The organism is Paenibacillus sp. J22FR5 (assembly GCF_059691975.1).
The window spans coordinates 1-20,429 of sequence record NZ_JCAUAN010000037.1 but is presented as its reverse complement, the minus strand read 5'-3'; the positions used below and the strand labels follow the sequence as shown (position 1 = coordinate 20,429).

Below are 20,429 nucleotides of genomic sequence, written 5' to 3'. Positions count from 1 at the left end.
AAGTGAAATTAAGTAAGTTGTTTACTTTATTTTAGGAGGTAAGAATAATGGCAAACGAGAAGCAGAAAATTGGTATTATTCTTGGCAGCACCCGTCAAGGGCGCGTTAGCCCGCAAGTAGGCGAATGGGTTAAGCAAATTGCTGACGAACGCGGGGATGCCGAGTACGAAATAGTTGATATTGCGGAGTTTAAACTGCCTTTCGTTGGCGAAGGTACGGGGCAAGAACCAGGAATCGCGGCGTGGAATGCGAAAATTGAAAGCTTGGACGGATTCGTATTCATTGTCCAAGAATATAATCACAGCATTACAGGAGCTTTGAAAAATGCCTTGGACTCGGCGCGTGAACCTTGGAACAACAAAGCTGCTGGCATCGTGAGCTATGGCTCAACAGGCGGGGCTCGTGCTGCTGAACATCTGCGAGGGATTCTAGGTGAGCTTTTGGTGGCGGACGTTCGAGTTCATCCTACCTTCTCCTTATTTACAGATTTCGAAAACTTCTCCGTTTTCAAGCCAGCTGATCTTCACCAAGCTAACGTGAATGCGATGCTCGATCAAGTGATTGCTTGGAGCGGCGCATTAAAAACGTTGAGATAAGGATTGAGATAGGAATAGAAATACCCCCACAGGATTGATCTGTGGGGGTATTTCTATTTGCTTGAATGTAAGGTTCATGCTGAAAAGCCTGCTCCTCGGCACATTAATGGCGGCCCTTTGTCCGCTAAACGGAAAACGATAGTTAAACATGTGAAGGGCTGCTGCGTGACAGCCCTTCACTCCGCTAATGGGCAGCATTGTTCAGCAACATGAAGAATTATTTATTGGTATAAGGGAGGGAATATATCTTCTGTCAAAAAGTATTGACGTATCGACTTTGCCTTGTCATAATAACATTATCAATTAAGTGTGATCACATATCACATATCGCGGAGGCGAAAAGAATGAGTGACTTAATTAAAGTGCTATCAGTGAATAACGAAGTGTATGACCGCTTGAGAGAGCGCATAACCCTTGGAGTGATCCCGCCTGGGAAGAAAATTTCAATCCGCACTTTAGCAGAGTTGTTTGGCGTCAGCACGATGCCGGTGAGAGAAGCGCTGCGTATGTTGCAGGCGGAAGGTTTTATTACATTCGAAAGGCGAGCCGTTACCGTCAACAAACTGTCGGTTGAGGAAGTGAAGCAAATGTTCACCATTCGCAAGCACCTTGAGATGCTCGCAGCGGAGTGGTCCCTTGAACAGGTAACACATGAAGACTTGGGAGTTTTGGAAGACATTTTGGAATCGATGGCCAACCCGAACATGGACGTAACAGAATGGAGGAAGTTGAATAAGCTCTTTCACTTACGTTTTTACGAATGTTCCAAATCCTCCCATGTGCTCGACCTAATCAAGAATGTGTGGGATAAGGTGGAACCTTACATGACAATCTATTCGTCGTCGGTGGACGATTTCCAAGAAGCGCATATTCAACACCGCGAGATTTTGGATTTGATTCGGCAGCGTAACCTCACCTTGCTTCTCGAGAAGATCGCCGACCACCTGAATTATACTTGTGATGTGGTTTCAAAGGCTCTATCCGATAATTAGTAAACTAAGTAAAGAGGTGAATGCCATGCCATGAGTTGTTGTGTGATTAGGGCAACAAGGGAAAATGGAGTTGAAAATTAACGGAGGTGTATTCAGATGAGTCAGGCATCAGTTGATAATGAGCTTTTTGAGAGCGAGTACGAACATTCAGCCGTTCCAGCGGATAAACGAAAGTCCTTGTTATCGGTTATGTCCGTGTGGGTCGGATTTCCAATGATCATTACCGGTGCTGTTACCGGCGCCACGCTCGTGCATGGGTTGGGCTTCTTGCGCGGCATTCTTGCAATGGTTCTTGGTAATGGGTTGCTTTTCGCTTATGTGGGGCTTCTAAGTATGCTTGGGGCAAAAGACGGGTATAATTTCTCCCTTCAAGCTTCAAAGACGTTCGGACGAAAAGGATACATGGTTTCTTCCGCACTTTTGTCTACGCTCGTCATAGGGTGGTTTGCCGTGCAGACGGGATTGACCGGCGTTAGCATGGGCAGTGCATTTGGCGTGAATCAAGTGCTCATCGTGGTGATAGCGGGCATTTTGTATTTGCTGCTGACTCTGTTGGGTATTAAGGCATTGTCTATTATTGGAATTATATCAGTACCATTGTTTCTCATATTAGGATTGTACTCAGCAATAGAGGCTGTTGGGAACGGCCATGCAGTTATGAGCTATGCTGGTAATCCTGACTCCCCATTGGCGTTCTGGGTCGGTGTCACGCTAGTATTCGCATTGTTCGCCGACTCGGGAACGATGACGTCTGATTTTACTCGTTGGGCGAAAAATCGCAATCACGCTTTAATCGCGACCTTTGCTGCATTCCCCATTTCAAATCTGATAGCAATGATCGTCGGAGGTGTAATCGCCGCAGCGACATTAAGCGGCTCGGGTGACGTATTCGGTGTCATCGTTGCAAAAGGCGGCTTTTTAACTTGGATTGCTGTGCTTTTTCTCTTCGTTAATCTAGGTACGGTCTGCTCACACTGCTTGTACAATGGAGCCGTCGGTTGGTCGCACATTACTGGGACCAAGATGCGCACGATGACTATCATACTCGGCATTATTGGAATTCTGGTTGCGGCGCTTGGCATTTGGGGCTATTTCATTAACTGGCTGAATCTCCTTGGCGTGATCGTGCCGCCGATCGGTACGATTATCATTATAGACCAGTTGGTAACGCGCAAGACGTCGACTGCCATCGACGGCAATATTCGGTACCAGCCTTTCATTGCTTGGGGAATCGGTTCAGCTGCCGCACTTTTCGCCAACTATCGGTTCCCTAGTGTGTCCACTGCGATTTGTGGGATAATCATATCTGCTATTGTTTATTGGATGATTTCTAAGAAGTCATCCGTCGTTGCTCCCAAAACGGTAACATCAAAATAGTAACGGAACCAGTAGCGAGAGAAGCGTCTGCCAACGCGTCTCTACGACCAAGGCAAGGAGATTCATTGTTGACATTGTAGCATATTTGCTCAGACAGAAAAAGGAGTTGATTATATGAGTACTTTTACATATATGGAAGCTACTGTGGAGTCGTTCCACGAATCTTTGAAGGCAAAGACCGTTACCGGAGCAAATTTGGTAGGTTGGTATCTAGATAGAATCGAGTCTTATAATAATCAGGGACCTAGCATACAAGCAATTGTTACTGTCAATCCCTCCGCGATGGAGGAAGCGAAGGCGCTGGATACTTATTTTGCCGAAACGGGCGAGTTCAAAGGCCCGCTGCACGGGGTGCCTGTGTTGGTGAAAGACCAAGCCGAGACCGCTGGCATCCGCACAACATTTGGTTCTATAGCGTTCGCGGATTACGTACCAGAACAAGACGCATCGCTTATCAAGCGACTCCGCCAAGCCGGGGCGATAATCCTTGCGAAGACGAGTATGTGTGATTTCGCGGCAGGGTGGTTCTCCTTTTCGTCCATGACGGATCACACGAAAAACCCGTACGATCTGGAATGCGAATCCGGCGGTTCAAGCGCGGGTACAAGCGCCGGTATCGCCGCTAATTTCGGCTTGATCGGCGTTGGTGAAGATACGGGTGGCTCGATTCGGTTACCGTCTTCCTTCAATAACTTGTTCGGCCTTCGCGTCACGACAGGTTTGATCAGTCGGAACGGGTTTTCTCCGCTTGTGCATTACCAAGACACGGCCGGTCCGATTACGCGTACGGTTCAAGACTCCGCGAAGTTAATGGACGTCCTCGTCGGCTTTGATCGGAACGATGTGTTTACGGCTGCTACCGCTCAAACCGCGCATGCGGGGCATTACGAGGCCATGCTCGAAGGCGCAAGCATGAAGAAGTACCGAGTAGGCGTCCTATCTAGTGCATTCGGTCCAGACAGTGATATGGACTGTGCTCCTGTGAACGACCGGATTCGATCGACTATTACCTGGTTGAAGGAGCAAGGCGTCGAGGTCGTGGAAGAGCTCGAAATCCCTGATATTGACCAATGGATTACCGAAACATCACTATACACCTTGCAGTCGAAAAAAGACATCAACAACTTCTTGCAGAAGCGTCCAAGCGTTCCACTCAAGAGCTACAAGGAAATATACGATGCTAAAGCGTTTCACCCAATGAACGACTTGTTCCACGACATTAACGCCGGACCAGATGAGCCGGAGAGTGACGAGAACTATTACCGCTACCGGATACGTCAAGAGGAATTCCGTCGCACCGTCGTTCACCTTATGCTGGACAATGAAGTAGACTTTCTGCTCTATCCGACTGTTCAAGTACTGCCTCCGAAGCGCGAGGAGTTGTACGCTCAGAAGTGGAGTTGTCTAACGTTCCCTACTAATACGGTCATCGCTTCACAATCTGGCCTTCCGGCTATGTCGATTCCCTCAGGCTTCGCCGGTCATCTCCCCGTAGGCTTTGAATTAGTCGGTAAGCCGTTTGCAGAAGCGGATCTCTTGCGGTTCGCTTACGATTACGAACAGCATGCATCCCCAAGGAGAGAACCAGGGCTGTGAGAAATGCAATAGATCTAAATTGTGATATGGGGGAAAGCTTTGGCGTCTACAGGTATGGGGCAGACGAAGAGATGATGCCGCTGATCACTTCTGCCAACATTGCCTGCGGCTTTCACGGTGGGGATCCTCGTATCATACGGGAGACGGTGGCACTCGCTAAAAAGTATGGTGTTCGCGTAGGCGCCCACATCGGACTGCCAGATCGTGAAGGCTTTGGTCGTAGGTATATTCAAATGTCGCCGAATGAAGTGTATGATCTTTCGTTGTATCAGCTTGGGGCGCTCGACGCATTTCTTCGTGCGGAAAAAATGACTATGGCACACGTAAAGCTTCACGGAGCCCTTTATATGATGGCATCCGACGATCTGGCGCTTTCCGACGCATTCACTGAAGCCGTGTACGCCTTTGACCCTTCGCTCAGCGTATTTACCCTGCCAGGTTGCAATACTTCAGTGAGTGCGGTGCGCCTCGGCATTCAGGTCATTCATGAATACTTCGCCGATCGACCGTACTCAGATGGCAAGGTGAAGATGTTCGGTTGGACACTCGATGAGATTGGTTCACCTGTGGACATCGCCTCGCGCGTAGCTGAGCTACTAGAGAATGCGGACTATGCAGACATCGGGACGGTCTGCGTACACAGTGACACCGCCGGCGCTCCAGCTATCATGAAAGCGATCCGCGACCGGCTTAAATTGTGTGAAAATTACCTGCTCAAAGATTAGATTGAACTAAATGCAGAACGTTAGCACAATAATAACACGAGAAGGCAGCCGACCTAGTGATCGGTTGCCTTTTCTCCGTTAACGGGAGTTTAGCAAGAAAAGTAAAGAAAAAAGTTGGGAATCGGATTCAGCCGATAAAGTCATTAACCCGTATGTTCGTAAGCAGTGATGTGTGCGATTCAGACTGTCATCTGACAATTAGTAGGGGGAATTTAAGGGGTATTTGAGTGAAGTGATAAAATAAACATTAAAATGAAATACTTGTTTGTGACACAAGAAGCCGTAGATATCACTGTTCTGGATTAACTATAACCTATTCATCTCCCTCAGTCCGATTCAGTTTTCTCACGAATACTCGCTTATTCGCAGGATTTCATCCTTGCTAATAATACATAAAAATAGTAAGAGCGAAGAAAATTATAAAACAAACGGATTTTCGTGAGTGCATCCCTTAGCATTATCTGCAGTGACGGCTTCAGCCTTTGCAGTAGCCAGTATACAAAAAAGAAGCTGGGATCGATCGTTCGAATAGGAACGTCTTCAGCCTCTTGCTCATGTATGGGGAGTTAAGGTTTAAATCCTAGTGCTTGTGACAGTTCAAAAGCTGTGTGCTTTAATTTCATGATGAAATCGGAATGTTCGGATGTATCAAGAACATCATTCATCGAGACCACCGTCAATGCGGCTATGATAGATCCATTCAGATCAAATACCGGGCAGCTAACAGCCGTGATTCCTGCCACTAGGGTTCCAGAGGTTAAGGCAAAACCCTTGCGTTTAACCTCCTCTAGCTCCTTAAGTAACAGATCTTGTATTTGATCTGTTTTTAGCTCACTTAATATTAGCGAGTGTGTTTTATCTTTTGGCAAATAAGCGCTAAATAATCTACCGGGAGCACTTTCAGTCACGCTCACCCGAGAACCAGCTTTGATTCCTAAATTTATGGCTCGGTTACTTTGTTCCCATCTGATAAAGAAGGGACCACTTTCTCCCCAAATAGCAAGCGCGACGGTCTCATTTAGCACTTCTCTAAGCTTAGTTATATAAGGGAGACAAATATCTTGGATATCAAGTTGTTCAGATGCTTTGAGCCCAAGAAGAATTAACTCCGTACCTAACAAATACTTGAGATCTTGGTTTTTTTGAAGAAATCCTGCTCTTGTAAAACTCGTGAGATATTTATGAAGCTTGCTCTTGGATATGTTGCATAAAATGGATATTTCCGTTGCAGTTAGTGGTTTTCTTTCCTCCGAAATCTTCTTTAGAATACCCAAACCCAATTCAACAGACTGGATGCCATGCCCCTTTGATTCCGTAGCCATATCATTCACCTTTCCAAGTACTACTTAGCTAATTGATGCTCATGATGAGGCTTATGTGCTAGTTTATGACCTTTTCCGGTTAAATGAAGTCCAATAGACAAGCAAGCAAGGACTGCTGCAGCGATAAAAGCAATGAAGAAAAGGTCATGATAAGTCATTAATAGAGATAGGGATTGTTGCTTCTGGTCATCACCAATCCTGCCAGACTCGACAACATCTTTAAGTTTGTGTGAATAATCGAAGTTCAAATACCATCCAACCAATAATATTACAATAATATTAGCTAAAAAGCGAATGAATTGAACAGCAGTCATTCGACTTACCAATTCAGGCAATGGACCTCCTAAAGCGGCGCCCGTAAGACCTGCCCCAATCGTGATTCCAAGACCGCTCGATAAGAGAATTAAATTACAAGCCATTATTACTAAGGAATAAGAGTCGTTCAAATAGAACCATTGAATTAGAACGAGAGCAATTGCGACTGATCCTATAAGGCCAAGGAGACCGGGCCCTAATTTATCATAAAGCAATGTACAAAATAGGGCTGATAATGCTACGCCAATAAACATGCAGGGCATCAATGATAAGAGTTGTCTGCTTGAAACGATATGCAGTAATCCTTGGATTGTCGGTAGGCTCAACGCCATGACGATATTACTTGATACGGCCATTAGTATTCCTAGTAGCGGTTTGGGATGCATAATCAATTTAAAAGATATAACAGGTTGATTAATCTTGCGTTGTGCAATAATAAAAAGAATCAGTGTAAGTAAGGCTCCTCCGATTACGATCCAGAGATTACCTGGAGAACCAAACCATTGCTCGAGATGGTTTAAGGTCGTTAAAGAGATAACTGAACAAATCAAGATCAGAGATATACCTACTATATCCCAATTTAAATGTTTACTCTCTGTATGGTGCTCATTTCGCAGGAAAATATGGTTCATAATGAATCCAGCTAATGCTAAACCACTTCCCAAATAAAAAATCCATCTCCAATGATGATAAATAATAGCTATATTTCCGATCAACACACCTGTAATTACGGAACCGAAAAAACCGCCTATAAGAACGGATAAGGCAAGATTTCGTTTCTCGATAGGGAAGGAAAGCAAAAGCATGGGAACCATAATCATGAACATCACGCCCATACCGATCCCTTGTAGAAATCTACCTACAGACATCCATTGATCATTGACGGAGAATGCTGCCGAGAGCGAGCCAATAATAAAAAGGATCATGGAAATAGAGTAAGTGGTACGAACACCTAATCTATGTCGAAGAAGAGGGCCCAATGGAATGAATAACGATAAGGCGATGATGCCAATAATAGCGGGGCTGAATACCGCATTATTGCCAAGACGTAATGAATGCTGGATAAGGCTTTGACTGGGGATTAAGGCGCTATTAATCATTAAACCTGGCCCAATGGCCAAAACGGTTAAGATAGCGATTCTCCAGTGTTTTTGTAAATTCATGTTGACATTCCTCCATAATAATTCACTATTAAGAAACTTAGTATATTTATAGTATACATTATTTTATCATAAGATGCATAGTAAGGACGTTGATAGCCATTTCAATGGTACAGGTAATCATTGCATTTAAACCGGACTACTATAGTTGAGGGTCTTGCTTCGCGGCAAGCTCCTCTTTTGGTTATTAAAGTAACGAGCAGATTAGGATTTTAGAATTTACTCTGAAGATAAAGAGTCATATATATTAAGAATCATAATAATAGGCGAGGTATGGTTATTATGTACCTCTGTTGACTCGGAGAAACAATGCTTTGACTCCGTTAACTAATACTTTAAGTGGAGGTTTTGAACTCGATCCAGAGCTTTTCAAAAGACTAATTAATGATTTTAGAAAACTTACATCAGTAGCAAACCTTAATTCTGATATAGATTTCACTTGTTGAAATTGCAATTTATCGATTGATAGTCCAACTAACCGTAGAACGATAAGTAGATGCTGGCTTTGAAAAAGATAGCAAATGATGAAGTTTTTTGGGCAAGATTTATTGTGAATCCAATCGGATGGCACATTTTCATTATTGAAAACGTCCTTGTAGGAAGATTACTTAATATAGATTCTTTAAATATGGAAATAAAAGAATTGAGCTCGAACGAGGCGAATTTGATCAGGTTTATGGTGAAATGTATCAATACCTTGATGATTTCTTCAGCAGAGTAAGAGAAAACGGGACTATCTGATAAAAAACGTATTCATGCTCAGACCTCGGCAAAGTTCATTACGCTCCCTCGGATAACGATAGCTAAATAGACGACCAAAACAAGGCTGCCGGCGGATCGATGGCCTTTTCTAACTAACCTAAACCGAGGGACGGGCAGGTTTATGTAGAATGAGCATGGAATATATTAGGTGTTAATTCGTGAATGTCGTGAGGAAATTGGAATAGAAGTTCAAGATGTAGTGTTAACAGGATTTTATTATCACAGTAATATTAATGCACAAGTCGGAATTTTCGCTGTTCGTTCCCTGAAAATGAGGAGATTAAGCTTTGTTCAGAACATTCCGAATATAGATGGTCGGACTTATCTGAGATAGGTGAGGTCCAACGAACAAGGGCTCTAGATGCATTAGAATATCGAGGACAAGTAATAAGTAGGGTCTTTTAAATAGTTTGCTCGATAAACTCTAACGAAAGAACCGAGGGAGTTCAATAGCGACATGATGGAAGTCGGTTTGAATAAGCAATCGGTACCCTTATTTCTAATTTTTCTTTTACCAAAATTGTGATATGGTTCACCATATCAATTATGAAGGGAAGTTTAAAAGGCACCCAGTCGGATGCCCCAATTTTTTTCTTACCGTTTCCGATTCAGTACCCCTTCAGATGAAGGAAAGACTAATTCACAAACAAGGACATAGCTTCAAAAACTTCAGGCAAGGGAACACTTTCTTCAAACGTCAACCTCAGAACCAAAACCATTTGGACTGCCCATACTTGGGCTTGAATCCTATTCTGAATCTTATTTGTAGTTGGCGTTGCGATGCTAGTGATTAAACTCGCTGTCCTCTTATTGAACAAAACAACGGCGCTGGAGATTGCGTTGTACGGCGGATCATTTTTATGGAACTTCGGGTTTTTAATTTTAATGGTTGGTGCGGGATTGGTGTCAGGTGTATTGAAAGAAAATTATAAGCAGACTAATGAGATAGGGAAGCTGAAGCTTTAGAGATGCAAGCAGGCAATACTAAATGTATTAGACCATTAAAATGGGAGGATCTCATGGGAATTATTAATCAACTATCATCACAGGTTGGCGATCGAACTCAGGAGGCTAATCGGGTTGTCACTTTGCAGTGTCTAGATAATCCAGCGCTACTTTCGGAGGTTGCTGAAGCCCTTACAGGCTCAGATGCTTCATTACTTGGCGATTGTTGCGAGGTGATGACAAAGGTTGCGGAGTCACGGCCTGAGCTGGTGTCGCCCTATTTCGACTTGTTGGTGCCGCTGCTGTCTAGCAAAGTGACACGAGTACGGTGGGAGGCTATGCATGCCATTGCCCTGACAATTGAACGAGTGTTGGGGAAGGGCAGCGTGTTTCTACCTAAGCTGATTGCGATTATTCAGAAGGATTCCAGCACAATCGTGCGAGATTACGCCGTAGATGCTTTGGGAAATTTGGCGAGAGCCAATGAAGAAGCTGCCCTGTTGGCGTATCCTTATTTGAGGGATGCAATGCATGTTTGGGAAGGCAAACATGTGGGACGGGCACTTGCCGGACTTGGTACAGTTGCGGCAGCCGCTCCTTCGTTATCCTTAGAAATTCTGCATATCGCGCACGAATATGCAGATCATAATAAGCCGACCGTACGCAAGGCGGCCAAGGCGTTATTAAAAGCGTTGAAGTAATGATTATTGCAAGGCAAGTGCATCCATGCTAGTTATAACGTGTCCCTGAATCCGTGACGCTGTCTGTTTCAATGGCTCCCCGGCGTATGTGATGGCAATTGTTGCACTAACGGTGAACGAAAGCTAAAAACTGGATCATGGCTGCCACAATTGTATTATATTGACTAATGAACAAAATGAACGAATCTCTATTTTTAATCAGCTTGCCTCTTTTTCACGGTCCATCTGCCGTTACCGCTGTCCACTTTTCACATATTGTAGTGGTAATGATATTTTTACTACTCATAACGTAATAAGGGGGAGCAATGGCATGGGAGTAGGCACGAAAAACCCGAGCTTAAGTCAGCTGCAGGGTGTATCCATCATTACGTGTACGAATCGTCAATACTATTTAAAGAATCTGATTCAAAATTACATCCGGCAATTGTACCCACAGAAAGAGCTCATCATTGTCGTCAACGCCAACCACATTCCCCTGACTCCTTACTACCGCCTAACCCGAAAGCTTCGAAACATTCGCATTTTCCGCAGGCCGGGGCATCATACGCTGGGCGCTTGTTTAAATTTTGCCGTTCACAAAGCCAGCTTCTCCTATATCGCCAAGTTTGATGATGATGACTACTATGCCCCCTACTATTTGACCGAGATGCTGCAGGCGTTCAAACGGACAAAAGCCGATATTATCGGAAAACGAGCTCATTTCATGTATTTACGCGGATCAAAAATACTGCTTCTTCGGTTTCCACAGGACGAGAATCGGGTGGTCACTCGTCTGCCCGGCGCTACGCTTGTGTTTAAACGAGCTGTATTTAAACGGATTAAATTCCCGAATCGTAGTGTCGGCGAAGATGATTTGTTTTGCGTGAGGGGAAAGCTGAAGGGGTACAAGGTGTATTCGGCAGGCAAAAATAATTTTGTCGCCATCCGTAGAAAAAATTCAGCTAACCATACATGGATCATCAGCGACAGGGAGTTGTTGTCACACCATAAAAAAATTCCGCATGTCCGGAATTATAAACGTTTCGTATCGCGAAAACCAAAGGGGGTTCGGTCATGAAATGGCTGCCGGCTCCCATCGGGATGAAGCGATCGCTGGCCGTCTCCATTATCACGAGTACGAAACGCCCCTCCTGCCTGCACAACTTGTTTCAAAATTATGGCAGGCAGACGTACCGCAATAAAGAGCTTATTGTAATTTTAAACAATAGAACCATGAATTTGACGGACTACATCAAAACAGCAAAACCATATAAAAACGTCAGGATTTACCGTCTGCCTGAGCATGTCTCTCTGGGGAGTGCGTCAGATTCTGTAAGGTGAGTCGAGCCAGAGGCTTCCGGATTTTTGCGTGCAGCAGGCTTCATTTCGTTGCCATTCGAAGGAAGAATTCTATTCACCATACCTGGATCATCACCGATAAGGCGCTTCTGTCGAGGAACGCCAAGGTGCTGAAGGTCAAAGACATTTTGCGTTTTATAAGCTGGGGCTAACCGCCATCATAGTTGATTCATTGCAGCGAATGCAGGAAGGCTTCCTGCTTTCCACTCACTATAAATGGCTTCACACATCTTTAAGAGAGCATAGTCCAAACATGACGAAACAACATAAGATGACAAGAAGTATTATGTCATTTAAAAGGATGTGTGAGCCGGGAATGAAAACTTTTCAGCAGTGTAAAAAAAAGAACGGACGCGTGAATGTCGGACAAAAAGCCATTCCTGCATCATCGCCCTCTATCTCCGCACAAGTTAAAGGCATTTTAGGAACACCGGTTTGTGTAGTGCTCAAGAACGGAACTTTGTATTACGGAGTTCTTAACGAAATACATGGTGACCAAGTCATTCTTCAAGGTTTCAAGGGGAATCGAAAGCTCCCCCGAAATAAAGCCAAAGGCAAAGCGCATATATCCAATTTAGGAGGTTTGGGAGGTTTACTTGGTGGAGGCGGATTTGGAAGCATGCTTGGCCTTCTTAGTGGTGGGAGTTCTGGGGGATTTTTTGGAGGAGGCTCTAGCGGATTACTGGGTGGTCTTGGAAAAGGTTCTGCTTCAGGCACTGCTGGTGCCGGTGGTCTCTTTGGTAACATGGGCAGCTTTTTTAAGCTGGGGATGGGAGTAATTTCTTTTATCATGCCATTGATGAAGAACTTTTCGATTTGAGGGAGTAGCAGCTAACCTGATCTTGGGTTTGCTGCTTTTGTATTATTGAGCAATTAATCAATTGTGTTAACTTTTTTATTCTGTGACCAATATGTTCAATTCAGAAGGGGAAATTATTCAGTGGTAATGAGCAAGGCAATGAATTAACATGGGAAAAGAACATTACGCTATAAGCCAGCAGCAAAAAAGCAGCCGATCATGGCTGCTTTTCTTTTTCAAGTAAACTTACCATGGTATCGAAAATCTGTGGCGCGTACTTTTCCAATTCAATGTACCCGTCAATACAAGTGCGGCGAAATAGAGAATCAAGGAACAGACGATTGAAGTGATTACGCACCATAACTGCGGCATACCATGGCTGGCAACATAGTTATAGGTCCAGTGTCCGCATATCACCATCAGCATCATGCAGATCCCAACCTTGACATAAGGACGAATACTCCAATAAAATCCGATCGAGCTTGAGATAGAAAAGAAGTTCAGCAGTGTTTGCATCACAATGCCGATACCGATGCCGTACGCAACGCCAATAATACCAAATTGGCTGCCGAACACGAAGATCGAGACACCCTTGACTACGGTGGCTATTACGTAATTCCACAGCGTAGCTTTCGCACGGCCAAGCCCGAGCAGAATCGCATGAAGCGGAGCGTCGAAATAATGCAGGAAAAACATCGGTGCCAGTATTTTCAGAAGCAATCCTGCTTCCGGCGCATTATAGACAAGTGTCGTTAGTGGAGTTGCCCACTCGTACAGGATGACAGTCGCCGGCGCGCCGATCAGGAGTCCCAAGTTCATAGCCTGATTCATCCGCTCATGTATGAGTAGACTGTTCTTGTTCGCCGCTGCCTCGCCAATCGCAGGAATGAGAGCGGTGGACAAGGACTGCGTGATAAAGCTTGGCATGAACAGCAGCGGAAACGCATAGCCGGCCAGCTGGCCGAATTGCTTCGTGGCTAACGCCGTGCCGATGCCGGCCAGCGCCAGGCTGGTTGTAATAAGAAGCGGCTGAAAGGTGCTGTATAACGAATGAATGACACCGTACCCGGTCGTCGGCAGTCCGATCTGCAGCAGCTCGCCGAGCGTGCTTCTTCCTTGTTTCAGGTGGCTTACCCAAGTCTCGCCCGGCATCTTCGATTCACCATATAGCTTGTAGCTTGTCACCAGGAATAGGAGGCTGATCGCTTCGCTAACAACAGAGGCAGCCATTGCTCCGGCAGCCGCATAAGCTACGCCGTAAGGCAGCAATAGGTGGACCAGCGCAAGTACACAGGCGATTTGCACCGTATGCTCCAGGACATCGGAAGCGGCAATGGTCTTCATCTGCTGCATGCCGCGGAAATATCCCTTTAATACGGCGGAGATAGCGACGATCGGCGCGATCGGCGTAATCGCCAGCATCGCGTAATAAGCGCGTTGGTCGCTTAGCAGAATGGATGCGATCCACTCAGATCCAAGTAACGATACGGTCGTGAGCGCTACGCTCAAGACGCCCGTGACAGCGAGCGAGACATGCAGGATGCGCCTCACTTTCATCCGTTCACCGCGAGCGTTGGCCTCTGCGACCAACTTTGAAATTGCCACCGGCAATCCAAGCTCCGTAATCGTAATGACGAGAGGGACGAGCGGATGCGCCATCATCAAGATGCCGATTCCCTCTGCGCCCAGTACGCGAGCGATATACATGCCGCTGATAAAGCCGAGAATACGGTTGATGAAAGCAGCGACAGACAAGACCAGCGTACCTCTCATGAACGATTGCCCGTGTTGTGACATGACTTGTGTCCTCCTGTTTATGGAATACTTAAATGTATTCAAAAATTGGAAAAGCATGCGAACAAGCCGGTGTTGATGTCATTTTTGGACATGTGATGGAGAACTAAACGAGGCTGCTTCCACACGATCGCATGTGATACGGGATCCAAGTCCCACGGGCAGATACGTTCGATCCCCAGCTACCGCAATCTTACGACCATACAAAAAAGAGGTCGACCAGAAAGATCTGGTGACCTCATAATACGAACGGGCAGGTTAGCTCAATACGAACCCGACGCAACTTCAGGATTTCCTTAGGCTGCATAGGACCGCTAGGGAACTATGCAGTGACGGAGTTCGGCTCGAACCATGGTTTTTGATGTGACTAATGATAGCGGGAAATCAAAAAAGAACCTGAGTAGCTTTATCAGGTTCTTTTATATTGCATATAAATAGACACGGTGATATAATCAGAGTACGACTCTTATGAATTATGTGGACATAATTATTCTATCTTACACTTTAAGTGTACCATGCGGGTGAGCTCTTGTCAAATGTTTTTCTCAATTTAATGGTTAGGAGAGATATTGAATGAGTTCTTTGGTTCTCGGTTTTCACGAAATGGAAAAAACGCAGCTTTTGCTCGTTGGCGGAAAAGGGTTAAATTTAGGGGAATTATCAAAAATTGAAGGAATACAAGTACCAGAAGGATTTTGTGTTACAACAGTGGGATATCAAAAAGCCATCGAACAGAACCAAACGTATCAGGCTCTGTTGGATCGACTAACAATGCTAAAAGTAAAAGATCGAGATCAAATTGGTGAAATCAGCAGGAAGATTCGACAAATCATTATGGAAGTAGAAATTCCTTCCGATGTTGTGAAAGCAGTTACTCACTATCTCTCCCAGTTTGGTGATGAACATGCTTATGCAGTGCGTTCAAGTGCGACTGCTGAAGATTTACCCCATGCCTCTTTTGCTGGTCAACAAGACACCTATTTAAATATCATCGGCGTCGATGCCATCTTGCAGCATATCAGTAAATGTTGGGCATCTCTATTTACGGATCGCGCGGTAATCTACCGTATGCAAAATGGATTTGACCACAGTCAAGTTTATTTATCTGTTATCGTTCAACGGATGGTTTTCCCACAGGCTTCGGGAATTTTATTTACCGCTGATCCAATTACCTCTAACCGGAAGGTGCTATCCATCGATGCCAGTTTTGGACTTGGAGAAGCGCTAGTCTCTGGTTTGGTATCTGCCGATAGTTATCAAGTACAGGAAGGGGATATCGTCAATAAGAGGATAGCAACCAAAAAATTAGCTATCTATGGACGAAAAGAAGGCGGAACAGAGACAAAGCAGATCAATCCTGAACAACAAAAGTCTCAAACACTTACTGAACAACAAATTTTAGAACTGGCACGCATCGGAAGACAAATCGAGGCTTATTTTGATTACCCACAAGATATCGAGTGGTGTTTGGTTGATGATACATTTTATATTGTCCAGAGCCGGCCAATCACGACTTTATTCCCCATCCCTGAAGCGAATGATCAAGAAAATCACGTTTATTTATCTGTCGGTCACCAACAAATGATGACAGATCCCATAAAACCATTGGGATTGTCTTTTTACCTGTTAACGACCCCTGCACCCATGCGTAAAGCTGGTGGAAGATTGTTTGTTGATGTTACACAAATGTTGGCCTCGCCTGCTAATAGAAAGATGGTCATTGCTGCCTCTGGAAAATCAGATCCGCTCATAAGAGACGCACTCATGACCATCGTAGCGAGAGAGGATTTTATAAAATCGTCACCAGATGATGATACAAAAATACCTAGTTCCATTAAAAGCAATGAAGATATATCGTCTTGGGATTTTCAAGCACGAATCGAAAATGATCCGACAATCGTTTCTGAATTGATTAAGCGTAGCCAAACATCGATAGAAGAGTTAAAACAAAGCATCCAAACGAAATCAGGATCCGATTTATTTGATTTTATTCTAGAAGATCTCCAGCAATTAAAGAAAATTTTATTTGACCCACAAAGTTCGGCTGTGTTTATGACTGCTATGGATGCTTCTTCATGGATCAATGACAAAATGAATGAGTGGTTAGGTGAAAAAAACGTAGCCGATACGCTTTCTCAATCTGTACTGGGCAATATAACTTCGGAAATGGGTCTGGCGCTATTGGATGTCGCGGATGTGGTTCGTCCTTATCCAGAAGTAATTGATTATTTACAGCATGTAAAAGATGATAATTTTTTAAATGGACTCGTTAAGATTGATGGTGGACAGGAAACTCTAGACGCGATCAATGCTTATTTAAATAAATACGGCATGCGATGTGCCGGAGAAATCGATATGACTAAAACTCGTTGGAGTGAAAAACCAATTTCACTTGTCCCAATGATTCTGGGTAACATCAAAAACTTTGAGCCTCATGCTGGCAAAAGGAAATTTGAGCAAGGAAGACAGGAAGCAATAGAAAAAGAACAAGAGTTATTGGATCGATTGAAACAATTACCGGATGGTGAACGAAAAGCCACAGAAACAAAACGTATGATCGGCCTAATCCGGAATTTCATCGGTTATCGTGAATATCCAAAATACGGCATGATTAATCGCTACTTCGTCTATAAGCAAGCATTACTGAAAGAAGCTGAGCAACTCGTAAAAGCGGGCGTAATTCATGAAAAAGAAGATGTATTCTATCTCACTTTTGAAGAACTTCGCGAGGTCGTTCGCACAAATGAACTGGATTACCAGGTCATCAGCATACGAAAAGACGAGTACAAATTATTTGATAAACTAACACCGCCACGTGTTATTACGTCTGATGGTGAAATCATTGCGGGTAAGTACAAACGAGAAAACCTCCCAGCCGAAGCTCTTGTAGGTCTGCCTGTTTCTACCGGAGTAATTGAGGGAAGAGCACGTGTCATTTTAAGTATGGAAGATGCTGATCTAGAAGATGGGGATATATTAGTCACCTCCTTTACTGACCCTGGTTGGACACCATTGTTCGTATCCATTAAAGGATTAGTCACCGAAGTTGGTGGACTAATGACCCATGGAGCCGTTATCGCACGTGAATATGGCTTGCCAGCAGTTGTTGGGGTGGAAAATGCCACCAAATTGATAAAAGATGGGCAACGAATTCGCGTGAATGGAACAGAAGGGTATATCGAAATAGTTAGGTAATTGGCAGTAAATCTATTGCAGTAATGGAGAACGATAGCTCAATAATACAGCGGCAGTCTAGGACTTTATTTTCTCGTCCAAGGCTGCCGCTGTTATTATAGTTGGGGCCAGTCTACGTGGTTAGTGCTTACTTGGAAAGTAGCCGGTTGGTATGGGCTTGCCCGGTGGGTTCTTCGATATTTGGGCCTTGGAGGCGGACAGAATAAAGTCGCAAAATGAACAGGCACCCATTTTTGGGTGCCTGTTTAACTTGCCGTTACAGATAGCACAGAGAACCGTACCATAAGTAACGGCAAGTTATTCGAGAAGTTACCTAAGTTGCAAAGTTTGATCACAACCAACTGTGATGAAGCTTGAGATGGTAATGAGGCAGGCAATTTTATTGCCTGCTTATATCTTATTCTAAATCTAATTTTTGCCGGAACCTTTACCGGTTCCACCAGTTCCGCCAGTTTCACCCGTTCAATTACCCGTACCTTTACCCGTACCACCAGTGCCTTTACCCGTACCACCAGTGCCTTTACCCGTACCGCCAGTGCCTTTACCAGTACCACCAGTGCCTTTACCCGTACCACCAGTGCCTTTACCCGTACCACCAGTGCCTTTAGCAGTACCACCAGTGCCTTTACCAGTACCACCCGTACCTTTACCCGTACCTTTACCTGTGCCTTTACCTGTGCCTTTACCTGTGCCTTTACCTGTGCCTTTACCTGTGCCTTTACCCGTACCTTTACCTGTGCCTTTACCAGTGCCTTTACCAGTGCCACCAGTGCCTTTACCCGTACCACCCGTGCCTTTACCAGTACCACCAGTGCCTTTACCCGTACCACCGGTGCCTTTACCAGTACCACCAGTACCGCCAGTACCTTTGTTTGACACTGGATTTCGAACTAAGAACTCATCTAGTCCGATATCTTGAGCTTGTTTTATTAAATCTAACATTTGAGTATCTCCCATGTAATGACCACCCTTCGAAAAAATTCCTTGAAAATCAAGGTGTTGTATTTTATGTAAATCAATTTTTATTTGTTCCAGTGTTAAGTCAAGATTTATTATCAACTTCACTTACTTCCTCATAAGATATAAAAAAAGTAAGGGAATGATTTCATGGAACAGACTGCTATTCCTACTTATAGTATGACGATTGAGCCTAAAGATCTTCAGGAACTAAATAATGATGTATGGAAAGATGACCCTGTTCCTTCCAAATTAATTGTAGACAACATTCCTTATGAGATTGGGATATCATATCGAGGAGATCATACCCGTAACTTTCGAAAAAAATCCTATAGCATCGACTTTAGGTCATATAAAGAAAAATTTGCTGGGCGTGAGATACACTTAAATGCTGAATACCGAGATCCATCTTTAATACGCAACAAGCTTTCTTTTGATTTTTTCCAAAGCATTGGGAGTATTGCTCCAAATAGTAAGCATGTTTTTTTAGAATTGAATGGGGAGACAAGGGGAATTTATTTAGAACTTGAATCGGTGGATGAATTTTTTTTGCAAAAAAGAGAATTGCCGTCAGGTCCTATTTTTTATGCCACGATCTACCATGCGAATTTTTCTTTATTAACTCCGAAGGAAAAACCAAAACCTTCCCTCTTGTCTGGATATTTTCAAAAAATGGGTAGTGATAAGGATAAACAAGATTTAGAAAGGTTTATTGTAAAAATAAATACAACTAACCGAGACCAATTTGGTGAAGCGATAAAAAAGGATATGGATATCAACAATTATTTATTGTGGTTATGCGGGGCAGTTTGTACCCAAAACTACGATGGGTTTATTCACAACTACTCTTTATTTCGAAATGAAGAGACGAGATTATATCAGATGATACCCTGGGATTATGACGCAACTTGGGGACGAAATTGGAATGGCGAAAAAATGGAATATTATGCTGTTCCGATTGAAGGATATAATACACTCACAGCACGCCTTTTGGATGTAATGGAAATACGGCAGCAATACCGTCGTATTATGGAAGAAGTTTTAGAAACGAAATTTACGGTTAAAGCTATAGAACCTATGGTGGCAAATCTCCATAAGCAATTAAACCCTTACATTTCTTTAGATCCATTTAAAAAGGAATCCATTGCGCTATTTAATAGTGAGCCAGAATTAATCCTTCGCTTCATTGAAAAACGCAACGGCTATCTTCGAAAGCATCTAAAGGATCTTTCATAAAGGAGGAAGTACGCTGAAAAAAATTGAAGTGAAATATACAGGGAAATATGGTCGAGGAATTTTTGCAACCGAAAATATTAAAAAAGGTGACTTCATTGAGTCAGCCCCGATTATCGTTGTCTCCAAAAACGATTGGGAAGAAATGAGGGAAAGCATCCTCAAAAACTATGTTTTCCGTTGGGGAGAGGATAAAGCTATAGCTCTAGGATACGGTGCTTTATACAATCACTCTTTCTCTCCCAATGCGAGATATATATCGAATAATAATAATTTAACCATTGACTTCTCTGCCTATAAAGATATTAAAGCGGGTGAAGAGATTTTGATTAATTACAATGGAGACCCGAAGGATCAATCTTCATTGTGGTTTAAGGCTATCGATTAATAAAAAGTGAAACAGTTAGTTTAATCTTACAAGAAAGGGCCATCCCGCAAAGGATGGCCCTAAAATTTGCCTTTAAAAGACATCGCGGTGAACCGTATCATAGATGACAGGACAGGTCATTAAGCTCCCTCGATTTGATTTAATTTCCTCACGCAAGCTCGTGTATTCGCAGGATTTCATCCCTATTGGATTCGGTAAAAGAATAAAGAGAGTCAGGGCATGTTATGTTGAACC

At 43.9% G+C, this 20,429-nt stretch carries 17 protein-coding genes; 13 read left to right on the top strand and 4 right to left on the bottom strand.

Translation table 11 applies throughout. The annotated features are described in order from the left end of the window. Nucleotides 1–47: 47 nt before the first annotated feature. From AC58P7_RS29160 to AC58P7_RS29140, 5 genes are all read left to right on the top strand, one after another. Nucleotides 48–596, top strand: a complete 549-nt coding sequence (locus AC58P7_RS29160; RefSeq protein WP_497349315.1) for an NADPH-dependent FMN reductase — start codon at nucleotides 48–50, stop codon at nucleotides 594–596. Nucleotides 597–940: 344 nt separating this feature from the next. Next, nucleotides 941–1,588 carry a GntR family transcriptional regulator gene (locus tag AC58P7_RS29155; RefSeq protein ID WP_497349313.1) on the top strand — a complete coding sequence of 216 codons (648 nt, stop codon included), beginning with the start codon at nucleotides 941–943 and terminating at the stop codon, nucleotides 1,586–1,588. A gap of 96 nt (nucleotides 1,589–1,684) precedes the next feature. Then, on the top strand, nucleotides 1,685–2,965 hold the full coding sequence (locus AC58P7_RS29150; protein ID WP_497349311.1) for a cytosine permease: 1,281 nt from the start codon (nucleotides 1,685–1,687) through the stop codon (nucleotides 2,963–2,965). 114 nt (nucleotides 2,966–3,079) lie between these two features. Beyond that, on the top strand, nucleotides 3,080–4,561 hold the full coding sequence (locus tag AC58P7_RS29145; RefSeq protein WP_497349309.1) for an amidase: 1,482 nt from the start codon (nucleotides 3,080–3,082) through the stop codon (nucleotides 4,559–4,561). Then, the gene (locus tag AC58P7_RS29140) at nucleotides 4,558–5,286 is read left to right on the top strand and encodes a 5-oxoprolinase subunit PxpA (RefSeq protein ID WP_497349307.1); all 729 of its coding nucleotides are present in this window, start codon (nucleotides 4,558–4,560) and stop codon (nucleotides 5,284–5,286) included. Before AC58P7_RS29145 ends, AC58P7_RS29140 begins: the two co-directional genes overlap by 4 nt. A gap of 566 nt (nucleotides 5,287–5,852) precedes the next feature. Here AC58P7_RS29140 and AC58P7_RS29135 read toward each other — a convergent pair. Then, the gene (locus tag AC58P7_RS29135) at nucleotides 5,853–6,608 is read right to left on the bottom strand and encodes an IclR family transcriptional regulator (RefSeq protein ID WP_497349305.1); all 756 of its coding nucleotides are present in this window, start codon (nucleotides 6,606–6,608) and stop codon (nucleotides 5,853–5,855) included. 20 nt (nucleotides 6,609–6,628) lie between these two features. Then, nucleotides 6,629–8,086: an MFS transporter gene (locus AC58P7_RS29130; RefSeq protein ID WP_497349303.1), complete on the bottom strand. Its 1,458-nt coding sequence runs from the start codon at nucleotides 8,084–8,086 to the stop codon at nucleotides 6,629–6,631. A 1,539-nt stretch (nucleotides 8,087–9,625) separates the two neighbouring features. On the opposite strand from AC58P7_RS29130, the gene AC58P7_RS29125 reads away from it, so the two are divergent. The 5 genes from AC58P7_RS29125 to AC58P7_RS29105 all read left to right on the top strand — a co-directional run bounded on the left by AC58P7_RS29125 (nucleotide 9,626) and on the right by AC58P7_RS29105 (nucleotide 12,649). Next, the gene (locus AC58P7_RS29125; protein WP_497349301.1) at nucleotides 9,626–9,811 is read left to right on the top strand and encodes a hypothetical protein; all 186 of its coding nucleotides are present in this window, start codon (nucleotides 9,626–9,628) and stop codon (nucleotides 9,809–9,811) included. A gap of 53 nt (nucleotides 9,812–9,864) precedes the next feature. Then, on the top strand, nucleotides 9,865–10,491 hold the full coding sequence (locus AC58P7_RS29120) for a hypothetical protein (protein ID WP_497349299.1): 627 nt from the start codon (nucleotides 9,865–9,867) through the stop codon (nucleotides 10,489–10,491). Nucleotides 10,492–10,801: 310 nt separating this feature from the next. Then, nucleotides 10,802–11,548: a glycosyltransferase family 2 protein gene (locus AC58P7_RS29115; RefSeq protein WP_497349297.1), complete on the top strand. Its 747-nt coding sequence runs from the start codon at nucleotides 10,802–10,804 to the stop codon at nucleotides 11,546–11,548. Next, nucleotides 11,545–11,811 (top strand): glycosyltransferase family 2 protein, encoded by a 267-nt coding sequence (locus tag AC58P7_RS29110; protein ID WP_497349295.1) that lies wholly within the window; start codon nucleotides 11,545–11,547, stop codon nucleotides 11,809–11,811. Before AC58P7_RS29115 ends, AC58P7_RS29110 begins: the two co-directional genes overlap by 4 nt. Nucleotides 11,812–12,010: 199 nt before the next feature. Then, the gene (locus AC58P7_RS29105; RefSeq protein WP_497349293.1) at nucleotides 12,011–12,649 is read left to right on the top strand and encodes a hypothetical protein; all 639 of its coding nucleotides are present in this window, start codon (nucleotides 12,011–12,013) and stop codon (nucleotides 12,647–12,649) included. Between the two features lie 225 nt (nucleotides 12,650–12,874). Here the strand turns inward: AC58P7_RS29105 and spoVB are convergent, their stop codons facing one another. After that, entirely contained in the window at nucleotides 12,875–14,425 is a 1,551-nt protein-coding gene (gene spoVB, locus AC58P7_RS29100; RefSeq protein ID WP_497349291.1) for a stage V sporulation protein B, read from the bottom strand. 570 nt (nucleotides 14,426–14,995) lie between these two features. On the opposite strand from spoVB, the gene ppsA reads away from it, so the two are divergent. Then, entirely contained in the window at nucleotides 14,996–17,617 is a 2,622-nt protein-coding gene (gene ppsA / locus AC58P7_RS29095; RefSeq protein ID WP_497349289.1) for a phosphoenolpyruvate synthase, read from the top strand. A 462-nt stretch (nucleotides 17,618–18,079) separates the two neighbouring features. Here the strand turns inward: ppsA and AC58P7_RS29090 are convergent, their stop codons facing one another. Further along, complete coding sequence (locus AC58P7_RS29090; protein ID WP_497349287.1) at nucleotides 18,080–18,559, bottom strand: hypothetical protein; 480 nt, start codon at nucleotides 18,557–18,559, stop codon at nucleotides 18,080–18,082. A gap of 165 nt (nucleotides 18,560–18,724) precedes the next feature. On the opposite strand from AC58P7_RS29090, the gene AC58P7_RS29085 reads away from it, so the two are divergent. Together AC58P7_RS29085 and AC58P7_RS29080 are read left to right on the top strand one after the other, a co-directional pair. Continuing rightward, entirely contained in the window at nucleotides 18,725–19,810 is a 1,086-nt protein-coding gene (locus AC58P7_RS29085) for a CotH kinase family protein (RefSeq protein ID WP_497349285.1), read from the top strand. Between the two features lie 28 nt (nucleotides 19,811–19,838). Next, nucleotides 19,839–20,195: an SET domain-containing protein gene (locus AC58P7_RS29080; protein WP_497349283.1), complete on the top strand. Its 357-nt coding sequence runs from the start codon at nucleotides 19,839–19,841 to the stop codon at nucleotides 20,193–20,195. The last annotated feature ends 234 nt before the right edge of the window (nucleotides 20,196–20,429 follow it).